This is a genomic window from Streptomyces sp. NPDC001157 (assembly GCF_053598255.1).
This window is the reverse complement of sequence record NZ_JBSFJW010000022.1, coordinates 130986-151698: the sequence shown is the minus strand read 5'-3', so window position 1 is coordinate 151698 and position 20713 is coordinate 130986. Positions and strand designations below refer to the sequence as shown.

Here is a 20713-nt window from a genome sequence, read left to right as displayed (position 1 = left end):
AGGGGGGACCCTGTGGGAGAGTAGGACGCCGCCGAACAATTGTTGAGGGAACCCCCGTACCGTTTATTCGGTACGGGGGTTTTCTGCGTTTCAGGTACGGTGGCCGACATGACGTACAAGATCCGTTCCATACGTGCCGACGAGTGGGCTGAGGTCAAGGAGCTTCGGCTTGAGGCGTTGCGGGATCCCGTTGCGCATCTGGCGTTCCTCGAGACCTATGACCAGGCCACTGCCCTGCCCGATTCCTTCTGGCAGGAGCGGGCTGCCGGAGGTGCCGAAGGTGCGACCGGGGCGCAGCAGATCATCGTTGAGGGGCCCGGCGGGGAATGGGTCGGAACGCTGACCGTGCTGATCGAGGAGGCCGGCACCCAGGACTGGACGGGGCTCACGGTCGAGCGGAGGCAGGGGCACATCGTCGGTGTGTTCGTGCGGCCCGAGTACCGGGGGATCGGGCTGACCGAAGTGCTCTTCGACGCCGGTCTGCAGTGGGCCTGGGGGCGTGACGTCGAGCGGGTGCGGCTCATCGTCCACGAGGACAACGAGCGGGCCCGGCGCTTCTACGGCAAGGCCGGGTTCGTGCCCACCGGGCTCGTCGTGCCGCTGGGTGAGGACACCGATGAGCGTGAGCTGGAGATGGCCGTCGAGCGCGAGCAGCCGTAGAGGGGGCTCCGGAGGGTTACACCGGCAGTTCGTCGTGCGGCCACCGGGCCCTGCCCTGTTCACGGGAGCGGAGCAGGGCCAGGGTCGGCAGGCCCTGGTCCGCTCCTGTGGCCAGTAGCTCCGGGAGCTGGGGAAGCGGAGCCACCGCTGCGACGTCGTCGAGGACGAGCGTGAGTGGTGGGTCGAGGCGACCGGAGGATGACCGTTCGGCCATGCGCCGGCCACGCTCGACCACGCTTGAGACGAGGGCCGTCAGAAGGGGCATTGCGCCCGGGTTGCTTCTGGGGTCCTCGATGGATTCCCCCACCACATAAAGCGTGCCCCCTTCATGGACGAAGGAATCCAAGGTGAGGGCATCTGTTCGGTTTGGAGTGCAGGCCTCGCGGATGTTGACCGTGAAGAGGGCGGAGAGGGCTCGGCTGGTCAACTCCTGGGCCATGTCCCGGCGTTCGGGGTGCGCGGTGAGCGCGGCCTCGAGTTCGCCCGCGGAGCCGGGGGCCGCCTTGGGATTCGTACGGAGGATGCGGACCGCGTCCTGGACCTGGGTGCCCTGGGACCAGCGGTGGACGTGGCGGATGGTGCGGCCGTCGACGGCGGCGGCGTGCACATAGCTGCGCAGGAGCGTTTCGGCTGTCGCTGCCAGGGCCTGGTCGAGTTTGGCCGTGGGGCGGATGGGGGCGAGCAGGGCGATGGCTCTGGCCGCGGCCGTCTGCTTGTCCTCGCAGCCCGTGGTGGGGGACCAGTGCAGGCGGGCCGGGGTGTCGCAGAGGTGGGCGGGGTCGTAGAGGAGGACGGGGCCCAGTTTTGCCCTGGCGTCCTTGGTGTCCGACCAGACCGCCGGGTTCGAGGTGATGACGAGGGCCGGGCCTTCCGCGTCGCGTACGGCCTGGGTCGCGGTCGCCTGGCGGCTTTCTCTTGGGGCTACGACGAGTTTTTCGCGACTGCCCCCCACTCCGGCCACCCCGCCCGCCGTCGGCTGGTCCTCGGCGAACAGGGAGGGGGAGGGCTCGGGCGTGGGTGCCGGTTCCTGGAGGAGTTCTGTCGGCTGTGGTTCGGGTGGTGCCGTCCTCGGTGTAGGGACCTCGTAGTACGCCGGTGTCGGCTCGGGTGTGGGGCGCTCCAGTGGCGTCGGTTGTTCCGCGCGGCGCTTCAGGCGGCCTGCGCGCCAGCGGGCGAACGTGCCCATCGCGAACACCGTCAGTACGAACAGCACCATCAACTGGCCGATGAACAGGCCCCAGAACAGGCCGTAGCCGGAGAGCTGGGTGTCCGGGGTCTCGGGCCAGGCGCCGGCGATGTCGTGGGGTTGGCCGATGAGGTGGCGCATGGCGAGGGGGGTGCGGGTGAAGGTGACGCCGTTCGGCCAGCTGCCCTTGGCGAACAGGCCGGCGAGGCCGGTGGCCGTCCACACCAGCAGGGTCATGCCGAGGAGGAAGGCGAGTATGCCGAGCAGGAGTCCGTCCGGGATGCCGCCCTGCCCGTCCCGGGTTTCTCTTCGCCGCTCGTCCGGTCTCACCACGGTCCCGCCTCCCGCTAGCTACGCCACCGTCGACTCGGACGGGCCCTCGAGGTCGCTCACGTGTTGTTCCATGAAGGCCGCCGCGCGCTCCTCCGCCTCCAACTCGGCGGCGCGCAGGGCGTCGTCGTTCAGTTGGCGGTCGGCGGACGACTCCGTCATGGCGCGGTCGGTGAAGACCAGCGGGCGTTCCGTCTCGGTGATCAGGTGTTTGACGACCTGGACGTTGCCGTTGACGTCCCACACGGCGATACCGGGGGTGAGGGTGGGGATGATCTCCACCGCCCAGCGGGGGAGGCCCAGGACGCGGCCTGTCGCCCGTGCCTCGTCGGCTTTCTGGGCGTAGATCGTCCTCGTCGACGCCATCTTCAGGATGGCCGCGGCTTCCTTGGCCGCCGCGCCGTCGACGACGTCCGAGAGGTGGTGGACCACCGCCACGAAGGACAGACCGAGCCGGCGGCCGAACTTCAGCAGTCGCTGGAACAGCTGGGCCACGAAGGGGCTGTTGATGATGTGCCAGGCCTCCTCGACCAGGAAGATGCGCTTCTTCCGGTCGGGGCGGATCCAGGTGTGTTCCAGCCATACGCCGACGATCGCCATCAGGATCGGCATGGCGATGGAGTTGCGGTCGATGTGGGACAAATCGAACACGATGAGGGGTGCGTCGAGGTCGATGCCGACCGTGGTCGGGCCGTCGAACATGCCGCGGAGGTCACCGTCGACCAGGCGGTCCAGGACCAGCGCCACGTCCAGGCCCCAGGCCCGTACGTCCTCTATGGCGACGTTCATGGCCTCGGCCGACTCGGGTTCGGGGTGCCGTAGCTGCTCGACGATGTCGGTGAGGACCGGCTGGCGTTCGACGATCGTCTCGTTGACGTAGGCGTGCGCGACCTTGAGGGCGAAGCCGGAGCGTTCGTCCAGGCCGTGGCCCATCGCGACCTCGATGATCGTCCGGAGCAGGGCGAGCTGGCCGGTCGTCGTGATCGCCGGGTCGAGTGGGTTGAGGCGGATTCCCATGTCCAGGGCGGCCGTCGGGTCCAGGCGGATGGGGGTTATCCCCAGCTCCTGCGCGATCAGGTTCCATTCGCCGACGCCGTCCTCGCCCTGGGCGTCGAGGACGACGACCTGGCGGTCGCGGAAGCGCAGCTGCCGTAGGACGTAGGTCTTCTCCAGGGCCGACTTGCCGTTGCCGGACTCGCCGAGGACCAGCCAGTGGGGGGCCGGGAGCTGCTGGCCGTACAGCTGGAAGGGGTCGTAGATGTAGCCCTTGCCGGAGTAGACCTCGCGGCCGATGATCACGCCCGAGTCGCCGAGGCCGGGGGCGGCGGTCGGGAGGTAGACCGCCTGGGCCTGGCCTGTCGACGTGCGCACCGGCAGGCGGGTCGTCTCGACCTTCCCGAAGAGGAAGGACGTGAAGGCGTCGGTCAGGACGGACAGCGGATCCCGCATCAGAACTCAGCCCCTACCTTCGGATGCCGGTGGCGAACGGGAGCGTGTTCACGAAGGCGCGATGGTGTTCCCGGTCGCACCACTCCAGCTTGAGGTACGACTTTCCGGCCGAGGCGCGGATGGTCCGCTTGTCGCGGGCGAGGGCCTCGGGGGAGCGGGAGGAGACGGTGATGTAGCCGACCAGGTTCACGCCGGCCGCGCCGCTCGCCAGGTCCTCGCCGCGCTGGTCCAGGCGGTTGTGGGCGGCGACGTCGCGGGGGTCGACCGTGCGGTTCATCTTGGCGGCCCGGGAGGCCTCGGCCTCGTCGTTGGTCTTCTCGGTCAGCATGCGTTCGATGGCCACCTCGGTGGGTTCGAGGTCCATCGTGACGGCGACCGTCCGGATGACGTCCGGGGTGTGGACCAGCAGGGGCGCCAGGAAGTTGACGCCCACCGGAGTCATCGGCCACTCCTTCACCCAGGCCGTGGCGTGGCACCAGGGCGCGCGGGTGGACGACTCCCGGGTCTTGGCCTGGAGGTACGTCGGCTCCATGGCGTCGAGTTCGGCCGGCCAGGCGTTGCGCTTGGTCATCGCCTGGATGTGGTCGATCGGGTGGTCGGGGTCGTACATGGAGTGGATGAGGGAGGCGAGACGGCCCTGCCCGAGGGGCTGGCGCACGCGGATGTCGGCCTCCTGGAGGCGCGAGCAGATGTCGGTGAGCTCACGGGCCATGACGACCGCGAGGCCGGCGTCCCGGTCGACCTTGCGGCCGTTCTGGGGGCGGGCCGCGCGGGCCATCGCGTGGGCCTCGGCCGCGAGCTCGCGGGTGAAGTGCATGCAGGCGACGAGGTAGGCGCGGTGCTGCTCGCTGCTCGTCGACACCATCGACTGCAGTTGGTCGTACGACTGCTGCAGCCAGCCCAGCGACTTCTCGTCCCCGCGGATGGCGACGTCCTTGGCGTGGGCGTCCGGGTCGGCGGGGAGGGTGCGGGCGAGCATCTGGAGGCGGGTGACGAAGCCGTCGCCGTTGGCGACGTGCTTGAGGAGGGTGCCGAAGCGGTCGACGAGGGCTTCCTGGTCCTCCGAGTCGCGCAGGCCGACGCCGGGGCCTTCGATTTCGATGGCTGCTGTCACTGTGCGGCGGTCCGCATGGAGCAGTACGGCGATCTCGTCCGGGCCGAAGGGGGCGGCCAGCCAGGTGATGCGGCCGATCCCGGGGGGCGGGCCGATCTCGACCTCGCGTCCGTCGAGCCGCGTACCGGCCTCGATGACACCGCTGCGGTACAGGGTGCCCTGCTTCAGGGTGCGCTTGTAACTGCGGTTGATCTCGAACCACTTGTAGAACGTGCGGTGCTTGTACGGCACGTAGACCGCCATCAGGGCGATCAGCGGGAAGCCCATCAGCAGCACGATGCGCAGGGACAGGACGGGGACGAGGAGCCCGCACATCATGCCGAGGAACGCGCCCGCGATGATCAGCGCGATCTCGCCGGACTCGCGGTTCCGGCCGACGATCGCGTTCGGCCGGGCGCGGCCGATGAGATATGTACGGCGGGGCGTGACCGGATGGGACAGGTGGGACTCGGTCGTCAACGCCCTTCACCTCCCGTGCGGTTGGTACTGCTGTTGCGGGTGTTGCTGGCGTGCGGGGTGTTCACCGGGCTCGACGAACGGGGTGCGGGTGCGGCGGAGGGGACACTTCCGCCGCCGCCACCGTTCGAGGGGCGGGTGCTGTGGGCTGCGACGCCGCCGGAGACCGGGTTGGCCGGGCGGGCGCCGCCGGAGGACGACTGGCCGCCGCCTCCGTTGTCGTTGGCGCGGGCGCTGTGCGTCTTGATGCCCTGCGCGACCATGGTCGCCGGGGAGCTGATGACCGCGGCGGCCTTGCCTTCGGCGCCCTGCATGATGCGGTTGTTGCGGCCGCTCGCGATCTCGTCGCCGAAGCCGGGGACGAAGCGGTAGATCATCCCGGAGGCGAAGATCGCGAGCAGGATGATGGCGAGGCCGGAGACGACGGCGGCGAGGGAGTCGGGGCCTCCTCCCGAGGCGAGGGCGCCGGCGAGGCCGAGGACGATGACGATCACGGGTTTGACCAGGATGACCGCGATCATGATGCCGGCCCAGCGGCGGACGTGGCCCCACAGGTTCTTGTCCACGAGGCCCGCATAGACCACGACGCCGAGCAGGGCGCCGACGTACAGCAGTACGGCCCGCAGATAGAGCTCCAGGTAGAGGACGCCCGCGGCGAGTACGGAGACCAGCGACACGATGATCAGCATGATCGGGCCGCCGCCGATGTCGTTGCCCTTGCTGAGGGCTGCGGAGAACGTGCCGAAGAACGTGTCCGTCTGGTCGCCGGTGCCTTTCGCGATGACGTCGGTGACGGCGTCGGTCGCCGATACGACGGTGTAGAGGATCAGGGGCGTGAACGCCGAGGCCAGGACCGTCAGCCAGAGGAAACCGACCGCCTCCGAGATGGCCGTCGTGAGGGGGACACCTCGGACGGCTCGCTTGGCCACCGCGAGCAGCCAGAGGAGGAGGGTGAGGATTGCGGACGCCGCGAAGACGACTGCGTACTGCTGAAGGAACTTCGGGTTGGTGAAGTCGACGTTCGCGGTTTCTTTTACGGCGTCGCTGAGCTTGGTGACGGTCCAGGAGGCGGCTTTTGCACAGCCTTTGGCGAGGGAGGAGAGGGGGTCGAGGGTGGAGGTGGGGTCCAGACCGCCACCGGTGCCGGTGATGCCCTTGGCGCCGTTGCCGCGTTCGCAGTAGTCCTTGGCGGGGCCGCGGATGAGGTCGCAGGGGTCGTTGCTCGTTGTCGGTTTGGGCGTTGGTGCGGCAAAGGCGCGGGTGGCCAGCAGCACCGTGGTGGCCTGGACGGTGGCGACAGCGGCCGTGACCTTGAGGAAGCGGTGGTTAGCGCGCATAGGTGAAGCCTCCGAACTCCTCGACAGCCTTCGTCATGTCGTCGGCGGTGGAAGCCTTCTGGTCGCGCCCGACCGGTACGGGTCCGTCCTTCTGCTGGAAGTCGGTGACCTTCCAGTCGTTGTCGACCCACTTCAGCTGGTACGTCGTGGTGTACCAGCTCTCGGACACCGGGTTGGTCGAGCTCTCACCGGACAGGCCGAACAGCGACGTGTACCAGACCTCGACGGTGGCAGCGCCTGCGGTGGAGGAGGTGACCTTGGTGCCCACAGGAACGACCCGGGATACGAAGGTCTGCCCGCTCGGCGCCCTGCCGTCCTTGTCGAGGCCGATGTTGGTCAGGAACTTCTCGCTGGAGTACGCGCTGTCCAGGGCGGACTGCCGAGCCGCGGCGACATCCGGGGCATAGACGGTATTGACGATCGCGTGCCGACCGGCGGTGTTGAACATGTCCGTCGAGCCCAGCGCGACCGAGTAGTTCGCCGCCGCGCTCTGTGCCCCCTGCTGGTCGTGGGCGAAGCCTGCCTGTACCGGCTTCGTCCCGCTGGCAGCCGTGGACGCAGCGTCCGGCTTGTTGCCCGAGTCGCCGGCCGAAGAGGAATCGCCCCCTCCACGATTCGCGAAGGCGATCGCTGCGATGAGCAGGACCACCACGCCCACCACCGTGACCAGGCTCCGGGACGGCGAGCGGCTGGTGCGCCGTGCGCCGCCGTACACATCGCCGCCGCCGTCGGGCAGCCGGGTCCGGGTCTGGCCCGTGCCGCCGTAACCGCCGGAGGCCTCGTGCTCGTCTCCGAGACTCATGCCGCGTACGCCCTCTCCACCTCGTAGACATACGACGGTAGCCGTGCTGGTTCCCGCGCGGGCGCGGTGTGGTGACTCGACATCAGGGAAACGCAACCTCAGCCGGTGAGCACGACGGGCGGGTGGGGTGAAAGGGGAGGGCTAGACGGCCATGCCGTACACGATGGTGAAGAGCGTGCCCAGTGAACCGATGATGAATACCCCGGTCAGACCGGCGATGATGAGGCCCTTGCCTTGTTCCGCGCTGAACGTGTCGCGGAGCGCGGTCGCGCCGATGCGCTGCTTCGCGGCGCCCCAGACGGCGATGCCGAGGCAGAGGAGAATGGCGACCGCCATCACCACCTCGATCATCACCTTCGCCTCGTTGCCCAGGCTGCCGAAGGGGCCCCAGTCCGGAGCGATCCCGCCGATGATGGTGTTGATGTCGCCCTTGTCGGCTGCGAAGAACATGTAAGTCACCGCCCCTGGTGGGTTGTTCCGGTTCCGCAGTCCTCTGCGGGTGCAGAGGTCAAGCCCATTCTCGCCGACGATGTCGCCGTCGTATGTCGACTTGGCGTCATTGATTGGCGGGTTTCGTACGAATAGCTGTTAGGTCACTCTATGTATCACGGCAGGTCACGCCGGGCAATGAGGCCTGAGTGGGACCTGGGCGGAACCTGTGGTGCGGTTCCGTCGTTGAACCCTCTTATGGCCTGCATCTTCCCGACCGTGGGTCGGGTGAGGGGTCGTGCCGATGTTCTCCGGGTGACGGACGAACAGATGAAGAGTATCCGGTGCGGGGAACGGGCCGCGGTGCTGGCCGCGGCCCGCTCGGTGACGGAGAGTCAGGCAGTCAGCCCGTGGAGGCCGAGACCCCTCCGGGGTGCCGCAGCCGGTCGGGCCGTCGTACCGCGAGCGGGCGGTGCACAGGTAGGTCGTGGAGCAGCTGCCGCTGGCCGCCGTACAGGGCTGTAGTCGGAGGGGGTGGTGGCGTCGGTGGCCTTGGGGGTGACGCCCGTCCTTGCCGCGCAGGGGGTCGCGTGGCGGCCGCCGCGGTGGTGATACGACGCCAGCCGCGGCGGCCGGTCGGTCTGTCGGAGGGGAGTGCGATGCATCGTGCGGCCTCCCTGACTTCCGGGCTTACCGAACACAACGTCTGAGGCTTTGCACAACTCGCAGGTGGTTCCCGGGAGTTGCATCAGGCGTCGGCCGTGGCTGCTCCGCTAGCGCGTGGTGCACTTGGGGTAGGTCGAACCCTCGACGCAGTTGTTGTACGCGCTGTAGCTGACGTCGACCTCTTGCTCGTCGCCGCCCTTCGGGCGGACCATCAGCTCGTACTCGGTGTGGCAGCTGCGGGTCCGCTTGGTGCCCTTCTTCTTCGTCTTGCACTCGTGGTCCGTGTTCTTGCTGACGACGGTGCCGGTGACGTTCTTCGACGAGCTGCTGCAACCGGCCAGTGGCGCGGTGAGTGCGGCGACGGTGAGCAGGGCTGCGAGCGTGCGCTTCATGCGGTTTCCCCCGGGGCGTCGTGGATGGGACGGCGACGTTCTCCGGAAGATGGTGCCCGATGCGCTGTCATGTACGAACGTCGGGGCGGACGGGAGAACGGGCCGCGGCCGGCTGCCGTGACCCGTTTCCCTTTCCGTGCCGCCGAGGAGGCCCCACGTACTCCTCGTTCCGGCGGCTCCCCGTGACCCGACGGGGTGGTCCTGTCGCGTGCTGCTGTCAGCTCGCGGTGAAGGCGCCGAGGCCTTCGGGGGTGCCCCAGCCGGTCGGGCCGTCGTAGCCCGACTTCGCGGTGCAGAAGTAGCTGGTGGAGCAGGAGCCGTTGCTGCCGCTGGTCACGTCGTTGAGGGCGGAGGTGCCGGCCGCGTTGTAGGGGTACTGCGCCGGGTAGTCGCTGCTGCCCGGGGTGCCAGCGAGGGCGTAGACCGACGCGATGAGCGGGGACGAGGCGCTGGTGCCGCCGTAGGTGTTCCAGCCGGTGCCGTCGGAGCCGTAGGTGTCGTAGACGGAGACGCCGGTGGCGGGGTCGGCGACGGCGGAGACGTCACCGATCATGCGCTTGGTGCAGCCGGTGTCGGTCTGCCAGGAGGGCTTCGCGTCGTACGAGGAGCAGCCGGAGCCGGTGCCCTCCGTGCTGCTGGTGTTCCAGACGCTCTCGGTCCAGCCGCGGCTGCCCGAGGACGTGGACAGCTTGGTGCCGCCGACTGCCGTGACGTACTTCGAGGCCGCCGGGTATTCGGCGCCGTAGCCGCTGTCGCCGGCGCTCGCGGTGATGGCTACGCCCGGGTGGTTGTAGTACGAGGAGTCGTACGTCGTGTCGGACGAGGACTCGGAGCCGCCGTAGCTGTTGGAGACGAACTTGGCGCCGAGCTTGACGGCCTCGTTCACCGCGGTGCCCAGGTTGGCGTCGGACGCCGACTTCGCCTCGACGAGGAGGATGTTGCAGTTCGGGCAGGTCGCGCTGACCACGTCGAGGTCGAGGGAGATCTCACCGGCCCAGCCGCTGTCGGCGGAGGGGAGGGAGGTCGTGGAGCCGGTCTGGCTGACCTTGGAGAAGCAGCCGTTGTCCGTGGTGCAGGAGCTCAGGCCGTAGTGGTCGCGGTAGGTGGCGAGGTCGGCCTCGGCGTTCGGGTCGTCGTAGGCGTCGACGATGGCGACGGTCTCGCCGGAGCCGTTGGAGGAGGCGGCGTCCGTCAGACCGTAGGCCGACTGGATGTCGGACGGGCCGTACCCGGTCGGGTCGTCCTGAGCGGCGTTCGGCTGGATGGTCTTGGGGGCGACGCCCTTGAGTGCGGCCTGCCTCTCCATGAAGGCGGTGGTGCCGCCGGTGACGCGCAGGGCGTTGCAGGCGGCGTAACCCTTCTTCGGGGTGGCGCCACAGGCCTTCGTGTACTGCACGTGCGCTTTGGCGACCTGTGCGGCGATCGCCTTGGTGCTGACCTTGTGAGCGGCCGGGGCTGTGGTGGCGGCGTTCGCCTGGACCGCGGTGCCGAATCCGGCGAGGACCAGCGCCGCGGTGGCCGCGGCGGCCGAACCGATGTGGCGCCATCTACCGGATCTGTGGGGGGAGTTGGGGGTGGTCGTACGCAACGTACAGCCTCCTGAAAGTGGTGGGCAGAGGCCTGCGGTGGGGGGACTGCCGGGCGTTCTCGGCAGGGGCGGCGACCCGCGTAGACCATCGCTTGTTGAGTACGCGACAAACAAGGCAGTTTCGGAATTCTGACTTCCGCATTACTGAAGGGGCTTGGGGGATTGCTGCTCAATGGCGCGGCGATGGAGGGGGGTTGGGGGTGGCTTGACTTCGCGCACAGTATTCGGACAGGTGGGAGACAGGTTTACGCGCGTCGCGTCCGACGGGTGGCCGGTCCTGTCCGGGCCGGGGTGGTGGTCAAGTCTGCGTCATGTGGGATGGGTGCCTGAGAGGGCGGGAGTTGCCCGACGTATGTAGTTGGCATGTGGATGGCGACCCCGAAGAACGGCAACCCAGTGATCCAGCACCGCATCGTCCTCGCTTCGGCCGCAGGGCTCGTCTGTGCCTTCCTGCTGGCGGCGTGCGATGCGTCGGACAGCAGCGCGTCCGGCGCGAGCGCCGCCGGCGTCGCGCCTGTTGCGTCGGCTCCGGCGAGCTCGGCTCCGGCGAGCTCGGCACCCGCGAGCCCCGCACCCGCCGACGACGGCACGACCGCCTTGGTGCGGGCCGAGGCCGTGAAGGGCGGGGGCAGCGTGGTCACCGACGGCAAGGGGGCGACCCTCTACCGCTACGACAGGGATCGACCGAACCCGTCCAGGTGGACGTGTGCGGGTGAGTGCGTGAAGACGTGGATCCCTGTCATCGTGTCGGACTCCGTGCAGACCGTGGGCGTCGAGAAGAGCCTTCTCGGTACGGTCCACCGCGACGGCAGGAAACAACTCACCCTCGGGGGGTGGCCGTTGTATCGGTATGTGGGCGATACCGGGGTGGGGCAGCTGAACGGGCAGGGGAAGGAGGGGCAGTGGTATGCGGTCACGCCGTCCGGGGGCAAATCGGGTGTGAGCGGCTGAGCGGGGTTCGCCGGCGCGTCCGCGCAGCCGTCCTGATGCAGGGTCAACCGCAAGGATCACAGTCTCGACGGTATGACGGGTGACGAGCGGCTGCGCCGCACCCTGCCCGGCAGGACCCTGGTCGCCGAGGTGGCGGGGCTGCCGGACAGCAAGTCGGCGGGCAGCAGCGCCGCGTCCAGCGTGCTGGTCAAGGACCCGTCCGACTGGACCACCAAGCGTGAGCTGAAGATCCCGGGCACCATCGGCCTCGCTGCCTCCGACCCGGCCTCGGACAAGGTCTGCCTGGTCGGGGACGCGAAGCTCTACGTCGCCGATCTGACCGACGGCAAGGTGGCCCCCGTACCTTCGCCGAAGGGCGTGGGCATCAACAACCTCGCCTGCCCCGGCGGCCGCCCGGTGATCGTCGGCTCCCCGTCGTCCGGCCGCTCCGGCGCCGTCCGGACGACCGTGACCCGTAACGCGGCTGCCACCACTGTCTCGGTGGAGGGCGGCCGGGCCGATGCGGTGGCCGCCACGGGCTCCTCGATCGTGATCGCCGCATCCACCGGCAACGACACCGAACTCGTCGAACTCGACGCCACCACCGGCAAGGAACTCCACCGAGCCCGCGTCAAGGGCGTGGCGTCGGCCCTGGGGCTCACCCCCACTTCGGCGGGCTGGCTGCTCTACACCGAGAAGACGGTGACCCGGGTGAACCCGACCACGGGCGCCACGAAGGAGTTCGACCTGCCGGGGACGCTGTTGGACTCCTGAGCAACCGGATGAGACGTGCCCGGAAGCTTGTGCGGGCCCGATGTCACTCCTGTGGCCTAATGTGATGGTGTGGGTTCGGAGAGTGAAGGGAGGGTCTTGTGGCGAAGGTGGAATCGCGGCGCAGAAGCGCTGCGCGAGCGCCCGTGGGGCATGACACGGAAGGCGGGGTCGGTGGCCGCACCGTACGGTGGAGGCGACCCCGAAGCGGCGGAGAGACGGAGGCAGCGAGCCATGTCCGTGTCGAAGCACTTGGCTGTCGTGCTGCGGGCCCTTCCGTTGCCCCAGCCGATCGGCAGTGAGGTCGCCACCGACGGTTTCCCGGTGTACGGCGCTTCCCCGCGCCGTCCGCAGCCGGGGCCGCAATCGGAAGAAGGGCCGTTCACGGAGAGATCCAAGTGAACGGCAGACCTTTTTCTCACCTTCATCGGACACAGTGGCTGCCGATGAAGCGCATCTCACGCATCAGCAGGCGTATGAGCAGTCCTTTGTGCGCGGCCGTCGTGCTCCTCGTGCCCGCGCTCACGTCCGCCTCCCTCGCCAAGGCGAACGACGGGCCGGGTCCCCTCGGTGTGACCGTTGTCGCGGGGGACAACGCGCAGTCGAGGAAGGTCGGAGCCCTCTTCGACGCGGGCCGAAGATCCTCGCTGGCCGGCGGGCACTTCTGCACCGCGTCCGTCGTGTACAGCCCGCGCCGCAATCTCATCGTCACCGCGGCCCACTGCCTGGGCGGGAGCAGGGACGGGGACCTCGTCTTCGTGCCGGGGTACCGGGCCGGCCGGGCGCCGTACGGGGTGTGGACGGTGCGGAAGGTGTTCCTGCCCGACGGATGGGCCAAGGGGCAGCGCGAGGACAGTGACGTCGCCTTTGCCGTCGTCGAGAACAAGGGCGGGAAGGGCGTCGAGGACGCCGTCGGTGGCAACCCCTTCGTGGCCGGGATGGCGACCGGGGCGACCGCCGTCACCATCACCGGGTATCCCAACACCCGGGAAGTGCCCGTCAGCTGCACCAACCGGCCGACCGTGCACAGCCGTACCCAGCAGCGGATCTACTGCCCCCGCCTTTCCGGAGGAACCAGCGGGAGTCCTTGGGTCAACGGGGACAAGGCGGTCGTCGGGATCCTGGGCGGGCACGAGAAGGGCGGGTTCACGGACGACATCTCGTACAGCGTCGTGTTCGGAGCGGAAGCGGCCGAGTTGTATCGGGATGCGACCGGCTGATCTCTGACCTCCCGGAACACGGGACGCGCCCCTAGACTGACCTGGGCTATCGGACTCCCGGGCGGCGAGGGGCGGTTGACGGTGCGTAAGGCGTGGGTCATGGCCGGCGTTGCCGTCGGTTCTGCTCTGTCCTTCGTGATGCTGCTCGTCGTCGGGGTGTACGTCGTCGCCGGGAACCTCATCAACGGGGTGGGCGGCGGTACCAAGGCGTTGGCCAAGGGGGCCGTGCCCGCCGCGTACTCGGCCATCGTGCAGAAGTGGGGCAACCTCTGTCCCGCCCTCAACCCCGCACTGCTCGCCGCCCAGCTCTACCAGGAGAGCGGGTTCAACCCGAACGCCAGGAGCGCGGCGGCCGCGGAAGGGATAGCGCAGTTCATCCCCGGCACCTGGGCCACGCACGGCGTCGACGGCAACGGGGACGGGGTCAAGAACGTCTGGGACCCGGCGGATGCCATCCCGTCCGCCGCCTCCTACGACTGCCAGCTGGCCTCGTACGTCAAGGACGTACCCGGGAATCTGACTGAAAACATGCTCGCCTCGTACAACGCGGGGTCGTACGCGGTGATCAAGTACGGTGGCGTGCCGCCGTACAGGGAGACCCAGAACTACGTCAAGACGATCACGACGCTCGAGGAGAGCTTCGCCGCGCCCGTCAGCCGGGTGGATCCCAGCAGGCAGGCGGCCGGGGCCATCTACTACGCGCAGAAGAAGCTCGGGACGCCCTATCTGTGGGGCGGGAACGGGACCGCCGCGGACGACGGGCGTTTTGACTGCTCGGGGCTGACGAAGGCCGCGTACGAGAGTGTCGGGGTCACGCTGCCGCGAGTCGCCAACGACCAGTACAACGCCGGGCCGCACCCGAAGAGGAACGAGCTTCTGCCCGGCGATCTCGTCTTCTTCTCCAAGGACCCCACCGACTCCCGGGCCATCCACCATGTGGGGATCTATGTGGGGGGCGGGTACATGATCGACGCACCGAGGACCGGTGCGGTGATCCGGTTCGACCCGATTGACACCTCTGAGTACTTCGGCGCCACGCGAGTCACCGAAGATGGCGCGAAAGCACTGCCCACCACGGTGTGAACCGAGCGTGAACCCACCCCCTGAGCTGCGGAGATGAGTCTCTCTTCGATAACGTCTGCGTGATCATTCGGTGGAGTGTGGAACGTAGTAACTGGGACCGTGCGTTCCTGTTCTCGTAGTCATCCGACAGTCATCCCGGTGGCTGTCCGCGACGTGACCTACAACCACGGGGGTGGGTAAGCGGGCGTGCGCGAGTACGTCCGGCCGCAGACGACGAAGGGGCCGCAGCACCATGGCTGGACTCGCCGAATCCGGGTCGAACCCCGACGTCGACCTGCTCTACGACATCAATGGCCTGGCCAAGGACGCGCCGCACTGGTTCGACCGGGTCGTCTCCTTCGTCGGGGAGTACGGGCTGCTGCTGGCCATGGTGCTGCTGGTGGTGTGGTGCTGGTGGTCCGTGCGGCGGCGGGGGGACGAGGACGCTGCTTCGTCCGTGGCCGCGTTGGTGTGGGCGCCGGTGGCCGGCGCGCTGGCGGTGCTGGTGAATGTGCCGATACGGGGGTTCGTCGAGCGGCCTCGGCCGTTTCGGACGCACGACGGGCTTGATGTGCTGGTGTCCGGGAAGACCGACTTCTCGTTTGTGAGCGATCACGCGACGATCACCATGGCCATGGCGGTGGGGGTGTTTGTCGCCAACCGGAAGTTCGGGATGATCGGGATCGGGCTGGCGCTGCTTGAGGGGTTCTGTCGGGTTTATATGGGCGTGCACTACCCGACTGATGTGGTCGGGGGGTTTGCGCTCGGGACGGCTGTGGCGTTGTTGCTTTCGCCGGTTGCCATGTTGTTGCTGACGCCCTTGGTGAAGGCTGTCGAGGGGTCGGCTTGGGGTGGGTGGCTGGTTCGGGCCCGGGGGCGGGCGGCTGTAGGGCAGAGCTCGCTGATTCCCGGGGCCCGCAAGGAAGCGGCGGAGGAGCGGGACCTGGCGGCATAGCTGCGGCGGGGCGGGGCTGACGTACGGGGGTGTCGCTTGCCCGCGCTTGCGGGGTGCCGCCCTCTTTGGGTCGGGAGCCGCCCCAGCGGCACGACTGCCGGCAGGCTCCGCGGGTCTGCTACAGCGCCTGGGGGTATGTGAAGAAGCGGTTCGGGTCGTACTGCTTCTTCACTGTCGTCAGGCGGGATGCCGCGTCGCCGTAGTACGCCTGGCGCCAGTTCGTCAGGGTCGGGTCCGTGTAGTTCTGGTAGGCCGCGCCGGAGGCGTACGGGCGCATGGCGTCGTGGGTGTTGGTGAGCCAGGTCTGGGCCGACGAGCCCGTGTTGCCGGCGCGCCATGAGGCCAGGTACTGGGCCAGCATCCGGGAGCGGCGGTGGACGAAGGCCGTCGCGGTGGGGGAGACGCGGTTGACCGCGCCGCCCAGGGCCGTCAGCGCGATGCTGCCCGCGCCGCCCGGGACCGAGCCGATGTTCCGCAGCAGGGTCTGGATGCCCGCCGAGGAGATCGAGCGGTCGAAGAAGTCCGAGCGTGCCGTGTAGGTCTCCCGGCTCAGGGAGCCCTGGGGGTTGCGGTTCGGGGTGGAACCCGGGAGGTGGCACTGGGGTTCGGTGGCGAAGGACGAGCAGCCCGCGTACGCCTCCATCGCGCCCTCGTAGGTGTGCCGCTTGAGCGTTTCGCTGCGGGTCGGCGCGCCGACCGCCGAGACCAGGCGGTCGAGGGCGTTCTGCAGTTCGCCGTACGTGCCGATGGAGAACGCCGCGACCGACACGGTGGGCGAGCCGCCGTTCTCCAGGTGGCAGGAGGACCAGATCTCGTCGGGCTGGTCGGGGCCCCACTCCTGCCAGGCCTTCACCACGGCGGCGGCCTTCGACCAGGGCCAGGTCAGATACGCGGAGACGGCCTGCGGTGCCGGGTGGGTCTTGAAGTGCAGTTCCGTCACGACGCCGAAGTTGCCGTTGCCCGCGCCGCGCAGCGCCCAGAACAGGTCCTTGTTGGTCGTCGCGTCGGCGGTGAGCTGCTTGCCGTCCGCCGTGATCAGGGTGGCCTGCGTGAGGCTGTCGCAGGTCAGGCCGTACGCCCGGGAGACCACGCCGTGGCCGCCGCCCAGGACCAGGCCGGAGACGCCGACCGAGGGGCAGGAGCCCGCGGGTATCGTCACGCCCTTCGCGGCCAGCGCCCGGTAGACGTCGATCAGCTTGGAACCGGCGCCGACGACGGCCTGGCCGCCGCTCACCCGGATCTGCTTCAGCTTCGAGACATCCACGATCAGCTTGCCGTTGCCGGAGGACCAACCCGCGTAGGAGTGGCCGCCGTTGCGGATCGCGACCCGGATGTTGTGGGCGCGGGCGTAGGCGAGGGTCGTCCGGATGTCGTCGGCGTGGGCGACGTAGGCCACGGCCGCCGGCTTCAGGCCGTCGAAGCGGGTGTTGTAGAGCTGGCGGGCCGTGGACCAGGTCGCCTCGCCCGGTCGTATCAGGGCGCCGTCGAGGTCGTGGGAGAGCGCGGTCCAGTTCGCCGGGGCGGCCGCCGCGGACTGGGACCTGATCGCCGTACCGGAGGAGGAGGACGACGAGGCGGCGCCGGTGCCCGCGTCGGCGACCCCGGCCCTGCACCCGGCCGTGGCGACCGCCGCCATCGCGGCCGCGCCGCCTCCTATGAACGTACGACGTTCCATGTTCTGCCTCCCGATCGCTCTCGGGGAACGAGACGGCTCGCCGACCACACGGGTTCCGGCGGGATTGTCACTCCTGTGTCACCGTGGAGTTGGGGAGTCTGACATCCGCGGAGCCGGAACCTATGTGTGCCCTCCCCGTGAGCATTCCGTGACCTAACCACACCGTCGGCAGGGGTTCACCTTCCGTTCATTTCCGGCCGTAGGCGCCTTCACCTGGTCTGCCTAATTTCGGCCTTACGCGATGTGGGCCGTGCCTCGGGGAAGGTGCGTCCCGTGTCGCCGGGACTTCAACCTCGCACGCCGCCGAATTCAGGACGGCGGCTCCTGGAAGGAACTCTTTCAAGTGAAGCTTCAGCGCATGAATCGGCGGGCCATCGCCCTCGGTGCCATCGCCGCGTCGAGCGCCCTGGTCCTCACGGCGTGCGGCTCGGACGACACCAGCAGCGGCGGCGGCGCAAGCGCGTCCTCGACGGGCAACGCCAGCTCGATCAAGTGCGACAACGCCAAGGGCCAGCTGCTGTCCGACGGTTCGTCCGCGCAGAAGAACGCGATCGACGCGTGGGTGGCGCAGTTCTCCAAGGCCTGCGGCGTGCAGATCAACTACAAGGCCGGCGGCTCCGGTGCGGGTGTCACCTCCTTCACCCAGGGCCAGCTCGCCTTCGCGGGTTCCGACTCGGCGCTGAAGCCCGACGCCGTCGCCGCCTCGAAGAAGGTCTGCTCCGGCGGCCAGGGCATCGACCTGCCGATGGTCGGCGGCCCGCTCGCGCTCGGCTACAACCTGTCCGGCGTGGACAACCTGGTCCTGGACGCTCCGACCATTGCGAAGATCTTCGACAGCAAGATCACGAAGTGGAACGACCCGGCGATCAAGAAGCTGAACCCGTCCGCCAAGCTGCCCGACCTCAAGATCCAGGCGTTCCACCGCTCGGACGAGTCCGGCTCCACGGACAACTTCACCAAGTACCTCATCGCCGCGACGCCCGACAACTGGAAGTACTCCGGCGGTAAGGCCTGGCAGGCCAAGGGCGGTCAGTCCGCCGCGCAGTCCTCCGGTGTGGCCGCCCAGGTCAAGCAGACCAACGGCGCCATCGGCTACTTCGAGCTGTCCTACGTCGGCGAGGGCGTCAAGGCCGCCAGCATCAACACCGGTGCCAGCGCCCCGGTCGCGCCCAGCAGCGACAGCGCCACCAAGGCCATCGCCGACGCGAAGGTCGTGGGCACGGGCAAGGACCTGTCGCTCAAGCTGAACTACACCACCAAGGCCGACGGCGCCTACCCGATCACCCTGGTCACGTACGAGATCGTGTGCGACAAGGGCAACAAGGCGGACACCCTGCCCGCCACCAAGGCGTTCCTGCGCTACATCGCCTCCGAGGACGGCCAGGGCCTGCTGCCGGGCCTGAAGTACGCCCCCATCCCCGCCGACATCATCGCCAAGGTCCGCACCACCATCGAGGGCCTGAGCTAATCCGAGTGTGGTCCGGTCCCGGGCCTGAAAACCCGGGACCGGACCACATCGTCCGGTGCACCGCCGCCACGAGCCGTACGTCGCGTACGGCTTCGCAGAACCGCACTCCGCGTGCGGTTCCGCAGACCGGAGAACCCGATGGATACCTCTACAGAGATAACTGACACTCCACCCCCCGCCCCGCAGCCCACCGCCGAACAGAAGCGCGCGGCTCGCGGCGCCACCCGACCCGGTGACCGGATCTTCCTCGGTCTCTCCCGCGGGTCGGGCATCTTCCTGTTGGTGATCATGGCCGCGATCGCGGTCTTCCTCACCTACCGTGCGTCCCTCGCCATCAGCAAGGACCACGGGAACTTCCTCACCACCTTCGAGTGGAACACCAACATCCAGCCGCCGTCCTTCGGCATCGCGGTCCTGGCCTACGGCACGATCATCTCCTCGATCATCGCCATGGTCCTCGCGGTCCCGATCGCGGTGGCCATCGCGCTGTTCCTCACGCACTACGCCCCGCGTCGGCTGAGCGGCCCGGTCGCCTACGTGATCGACCTGCTCGCCGCAGTGCCGTCGATCGTCTACGGCCTCTGGGGCGCGCTGATCCTCGTTCCGCACATGAACGGCCTCTTCGGCTGGCTGAACGACTACTTCGGCTGGACCGGCGTCCTCTCCTGGGACGAGGGTGCCCCGCGCTCGATGCTCACCGTCGGCATCCTGCTCGCGATCATGATCCTGCCGATCATCACCAACGTGAGCCGCGAAGTCTTCCGCCAGGTCCCGCAGATGCACGAGGAGGCCGCGCTGGCCCTCGGCGCCACGCGCTGGGAGGTCATCCGCATGGCCGTCCTGCCCTTCGGCCGCTCCGGTGTGATCTCCGCCTCGATGCTCGGCCTCGGCCGTGCGCTCGGCGAGACGATGGCCGTCGCGACCGTGCTCTCCCCGGACTTCCTGATCCACGGCAGCCTGCTCAACCCGGGCGGCGGCACCTTCGCACAGAACATCGCCAGCAAGTTCGGCGAGGCGGACGAGTTCGGCCGTGACGCGCTGATCGCCTCCGGTCTGATCCTGTTCGTCATCACCCTGCTGGTCAACGGCGCGGCACGCATGATCATCGCCCGCCGTGCGGAGTACTCGGGGGCCAACGCATGAGCCACACCGCCATCGCCGAAAAGCCCGCCAGCACGCTGCGCGGTGCCAGCCTGCCCAAGTGGTCGCCCTGGGCGATCGCCGCCGGCTCCGTGGCCGTGGCCGCCGGTATCGGCGCCGCCGCCGGCCTCGACAGCAAGGTCCAGTGGGGCCTGATCGCCGGGCTGGTCTTCCTGGTCGCCACGTACGGCATCTCCGCGCGAGTCGAGGGCCGCCGTCAGGCCAAGGACCGCATCGCGACCGGCCTGGTCTGGGTCGCCTTCCTGATCGCCGTCGTCCCGCTGGTCTCCCTGGTGTGGGTGACCATCTCGCGCGGTGTGAAGGTCCTCAACGTCTACTTCCTGACCCACTCGATGGGCCTCGTCGCCGACTCCCAGCCGGGCGGCGGCATCTACCACGCGATCATCGGCAGCCTGGAGCAGGTCGGCCTCGCCACGCTGATCGCCGCGCCGGTCGGCATCCTCACGGCCATCTACCTGGTCGAGTACGGCCGCGGCAGGCTCGCCCGGGCCGTCACCTTCTTCGTCGACGTGATGACGGGTGTCCCGTCGATCGTCGCGGGTCTGTTCATCCTCAGCCTCATGCTGATCTTCAAGATGGAGCCCTTCGGCTTCGCCGGTTCGCTGGCCCTGGCCATCCTGATGATGCCGGTGGTCGTGCGCTCCACGGAGGAGATGCTCAAGCTCGTCCCGAACGAGCTGCGCGAAGCCTCCCTGGCGCTCGGTGTCCCGAAGTGGCGCACCATCCTCAAGGTGGTTCTGCCGACCTCCATCGGCGGCATCATGACCGGCATCATGCTGTCGATCGCCCGTATCACCGGTGAGACGGCGCCGGTGCTGCTGTTGGTGTTCGGCAACCGGTTCATCAACAACAACCCCTTCGAGGGTGCGCAGCAGTCGCTGCCGCTGTACATCTATCAGCAGTACGCGGCAGGTGCGGACACGTCGTACGACAGGGCTTGGGCGGCCTCGCTCACGCTGATCGCCTTCGTGATGATCCTGAACCTGGTGGCCCGGGCGATCGCCCGCTGGAAGGCCCCGAAGACCGGTCGCTGACGCGGCCATATGCGACCGAGAATTCTGG

General features: G+C 68.7%; 18 protein-coding genes. 9 read left to right on the top strand and 9 right to left on the bottom strand.

What is annotated here, in order from left to right; all coding sequences use genetic code 11:
* The first annotated feature begins 108 nt into the window (after positions 1 to 108).
* Positions 109 to 660, top strand: a complete 552-nt coding sequence (locus tag ACWDAG_RS31415) for a GNAT family N-acetyltransferase (protein WP_450698912.1) — start codon at positions 109 to 111, stop codon at positions 658 to 660.
* A 16-nt stretch (positions 661 to 676) separates the two neighbouring features.
* Here ACWDAG_RS31415 and ACWDAG_RS31410 read toward each other — a convergent pair whose 3' ends face one another.
* From ACWDAG_RS31410 to ACWDAG_RS31375, 8 genes are all read right to left on the bottom strand, one after another.
* A complete protein-coding gene (locus ACWDAG_RS31410; protein WP_450698917.1) occupies positions 677 to 2176 on the bottom strand; it encodes a type VI secretion protein in 1500 nt (499 codons plus the stop codon).
* A 21-nt stretch (positions 2177 to 2197) separates the two neighbouring features.
* Positions 2198 to 3625, bottom strand: coding sequence for an ATP-binding protein (locus ACWDAG_RS31405; protein ID WP_450698911.1), 1428 nt, complete (start codon positions 3623 to 3625; stop codon positions 2198 to 2200).
* Between the two features lie 13 nt (positions 3626 to 3638).
* A complete protein-coding gene (locus ACWDAG_RS31400; protein WP_450698910.1) occupies positions 3639 to 5198 on the bottom strand; it encodes an SCO6880 family protein in 1560 nt (519 codons plus the stop codon).
* Positions 5195 to 6532, bottom strand: a complete 1338-nt coding sequence (locus tag ACWDAG_RS31395; RefSeq protein ID WP_450698909.1) for a hypothetical protein — start codon at positions 6530 to 6532, stop codon at positions 5195 to 5197. Before ACWDAG_RS31395 ends, ACWDAG_RS31400 begins: the two co-directional genes overlap by 4 nt.
* The gene (locus ACWDAG_RS31390; RefSeq protein WP_450698908.1) at positions 6522 to 7334 is read right to left on the bottom strand and encodes a hypothetical protein; all 813 of its coding nucleotides are present in this window, start codon (positions 7332 to 7334) and stop codon (positions 6522 to 6524) included. Before ACWDAG_RS31390 ends, ACWDAG_RS31395 begins: the two co-directional genes overlap by 11 nt.
* Before the next feature lie 141 nt (positions 7335 to 7475).
* On the bottom strand, positions 7476 to 7784 hold the full coding sequence (locus ACWDAG_RS31385; RefSeq protein ID WP_355155411.1) for a hypothetical protein: 309 nt from the start codon (positions 7782 to 7784) through the stop codon (positions 7476 to 7478).
* A 752-nt stretch (positions 7785 to 8536) separates the two neighbouring features.
* Positions 8537 to 8821 carry a hypothetical protein gene (locus ACWDAG_RS31380; RefSeq protein ID WP_450698907.1) on the bottom strand — a complete coding sequence of 95 codons (285 nt, stop codon included), beginning with the start codon at positions 8819 to 8821 and terminating at the stop codon, positions 8537 to 8539.
* Between the two features lie 217 nt (positions 8822 to 9038).
* The gene (locus tag ACWDAG_RS31375; RefSeq protein ID WP_450698906.1) at positions 9039 to 10409 is read right to left on the bottom strand and encodes a S53 family peptidase; all 1371 of its coding nucleotides are present in this window, start codon (positions 10407 to 10409) and stop codon (positions 9039 to 9041) included.
* Positions 10410 to 10772: 363 nt separating this feature from the next.
* Between ACWDAG_RS31375 and ACWDAG_RS31370 the strand changes: the two genes are divergently transcribed.
* The 5 genes from ACWDAG_RS31370 to ACWDAG_RS31350 all read left to right on the top strand — a co-directional run bounded on the left by ACWDAG_RS31370 (position 10773) and on the right by ACWDAG_RS31350 (position 15347).
* Positions 10773 to 11360: a hypothetical protein gene (locus ACWDAG_RS31370; RefSeq protein ID WP_450698905.1), complete on the top strand. Its 588-nt coding sequence runs from the start codon at positions 10773 to 10775 to the stop codon at positions 11358 to 11360.
* Positions 11361 to 11432: 72 nt separating this feature from the next.
* Entirely contained in the window at positions 11433 to 12113 is a 681-nt protein-coding gene (locus tag ACWDAG_RS31365; RefSeq protein WP_450698904.1) for a hypothetical protein, read from the top strand.
* 443 nt (positions 12114 to 12556) lie between these two features.
* Positions 12557 to 13330, top strand: a complete 774-nt coding sequence (locus ACWDAG_RS31360) for a trypsin-like serine peptidase (protein WP_450698903.1) — start codon at positions 12557 to 12559, stop codon at positions 13328 to 13330.
* A gap of 75 nt (positions 13331 to 13405) precedes the next feature.
* On the top strand, positions 13406 to 14413 hold the full coding sequence (locus tag ACWDAG_RS31355) for a C40 family peptidase (protein WP_450698902.1): 1008 nt from the start codon (positions 13406 to 13408) through the stop codon (positions 14411 to 14413).
* Between the two features lie 232 nt (positions 14414 to 14645).
* Positions 14646 to 15347, top strand: coding sequence for a phosphatase PAP2 family protein (locus ACWDAG_RS31350; protein ID WP_450698901.1), 702 nt, complete (start codon positions 14646 to 14648; stop codon positions 15345 to 15347).
* 118 nt (positions 15348 to 15465) lie between these two features.
* Here the strand turns inward: ACWDAG_RS31350 and ACWDAG_RS31345 are convergent, their stop codons facing one another.
* Positions 15466 to 17022, bottom strand: a complete 1557-nt coding sequence (locus ACWDAG_RS31345; protein ID WP_450698900.1) for an FAD-binding oxidoreductase — start codon at positions 17020 to 17022, stop codon at positions 15466 to 15468.
* A 343-nt stretch (positions 17023 to 17365) separates the two neighbouring features.
* Here ACWDAG_RS31345 and pstS point away from each other — a divergent pair, with 343 nt between their 5' ends.
* The 3 genes from pstS (at position 17366) to pstA (ending at position 20685) form a co-directional block, all read left to right on the top strand.
* On the top strand, positions 17366 to 18490 hold the full coding sequence (pstS, locus tag ACWDAG_RS31340; RefSeq protein ID WP_450698899.1) for a phosphate ABC transporter substrate-binding protein PstS: 1125 nt from the start codon (positions 17366 to 17368) through the stop codon (positions 18488 to 18490).
* A 138-nt stretch (positions 18491 to 18628) separates the two neighbouring features.
* On the top strand, positions 18629 to 19633 hold the full coding sequence (gene pstC, locus ACWDAG_RS31335) for a phosphate ABC transporter permease subunit PstC (protein ID WP_450698898.1): 1005 nt from the start codon (positions 18629 to 18631) through the stop codon (positions 19631 to 19633).
* Positions 19630 to 20685: a phosphate ABC transporter permease PstA gene (gene pstA, locus ACWDAG_RS31330; RefSeq protein WP_450698897.1), complete on the top strand. Its 1056-nt coding sequence runs from the start codon at positions 19630 to 19632 to the stop codon at positions 20683 to 20685. The genes pstC and pstA overlap by 4 nt, the downstream gene beginning before the upstream one ends.
* Positions 20686 to 20713: the final 28 nt, after the last annotated feature.

What these genes read in the sequence shown, in the direction of transcription:
- ACWDAG_RS31365 (WP_450698904.1), top strand. Translation starts at nt 11,433, where the DNA reads ATGACGGGTGACGAGCGGCTGCGCCGCACCCTGCCCGGCAGGACCCTG.
- ACWDAG_RS31345 (WP_450698900.1), bottom strand. Translation starts at nt 17,022, where the DNA reads ATGGAACGTCGTACGTTCATAGGAGGCGGCGCGGCCGCGATGGCGGCG.
- ACWDAG_RS31380 (WP_450698907.1), bottom strand. Translation starts at nt 8,821, where the DNA reads ATGAAGCGCACGCTCGCAGCCCTGCTCACCGTCGCCGCACTCACCGCG.
- ACWDAG_RS31370 (WP_450698905.1), top strand. Translation starts at nt 10,773, where the DNA reads ATGTGGATGGCGACCCCGAAGAACGGCAACCCAGTGATCCAGCACCGC.
- ACWDAG_RS31415 (WP_450698912.1), top strand. Translation starts at nt 109, where the DNA reads ATGACGTACAAGATCCGTTCCATACGTGCCGACGAGTGGGCTGAGGTC.
- ACWDAG_RS31350 (WP_450698901.1), top strand. Translation starts at nt 14,646, where the DNA reads ATGGCTGGACTCGCCGAATCCGGGTCGAACCCCGACGTCGACCTGCTC.
- ACWDAG_RS31390 (WP_450698908.1), bottom strand. Translation starts at nt 7,334, where the DNA reads ATGAGTCTCGGAGACGAGCACGAGGCCTCCGGCGGTTACGGCGGCACG.
- ACWDAG_RS31405 (WP_450698911.1), bottom strand. Translation starts at nt 3,625, where the DNA reads ATGCGGGATCCGCTGTCCGTCCTGACCGACGCCTTCACGTCCTTCCTC.
- pstC (WP_450698898.1), top strand. Translation starts at nt 18,629, where the DNA reads ATGGATACCTCTACAGAGATAACTGACACTCCACCCCCCGCCCCGCAG.
- ACWDAG_RS31395 (WP_450698909.1), bottom strand. Translation starts at nt 6,532, where the DNA reads ATGCGCGCTAACCACCGCTTCCTCAAGGTCACGGCCGCTGTCGCCACC.
- pstA (WP_450698897.1), top strand. Translation starts at nt 19,630, where the DNA reads ATGAGCCACACCGCCATCGCCGAAAAGCCCGCCAGCACGCTGCGCGGT.
- ACWDAG_RS31385 (WP_355155411.1), bottom strand. Translation starts at nt 7,784, where the DNA reads ATGTTCTTCGCAGCCGACAAGGGCGACATCAACACCATCATCGGCGGG.
- ACWDAG_RS31360 (WP_450698903.1), top strand. Translation starts at nt 12,557, where the DNA reads ATGAAGCGCATCTCACGCATCAGCAGGCGTATGAGCAGTCCTTTGTGC.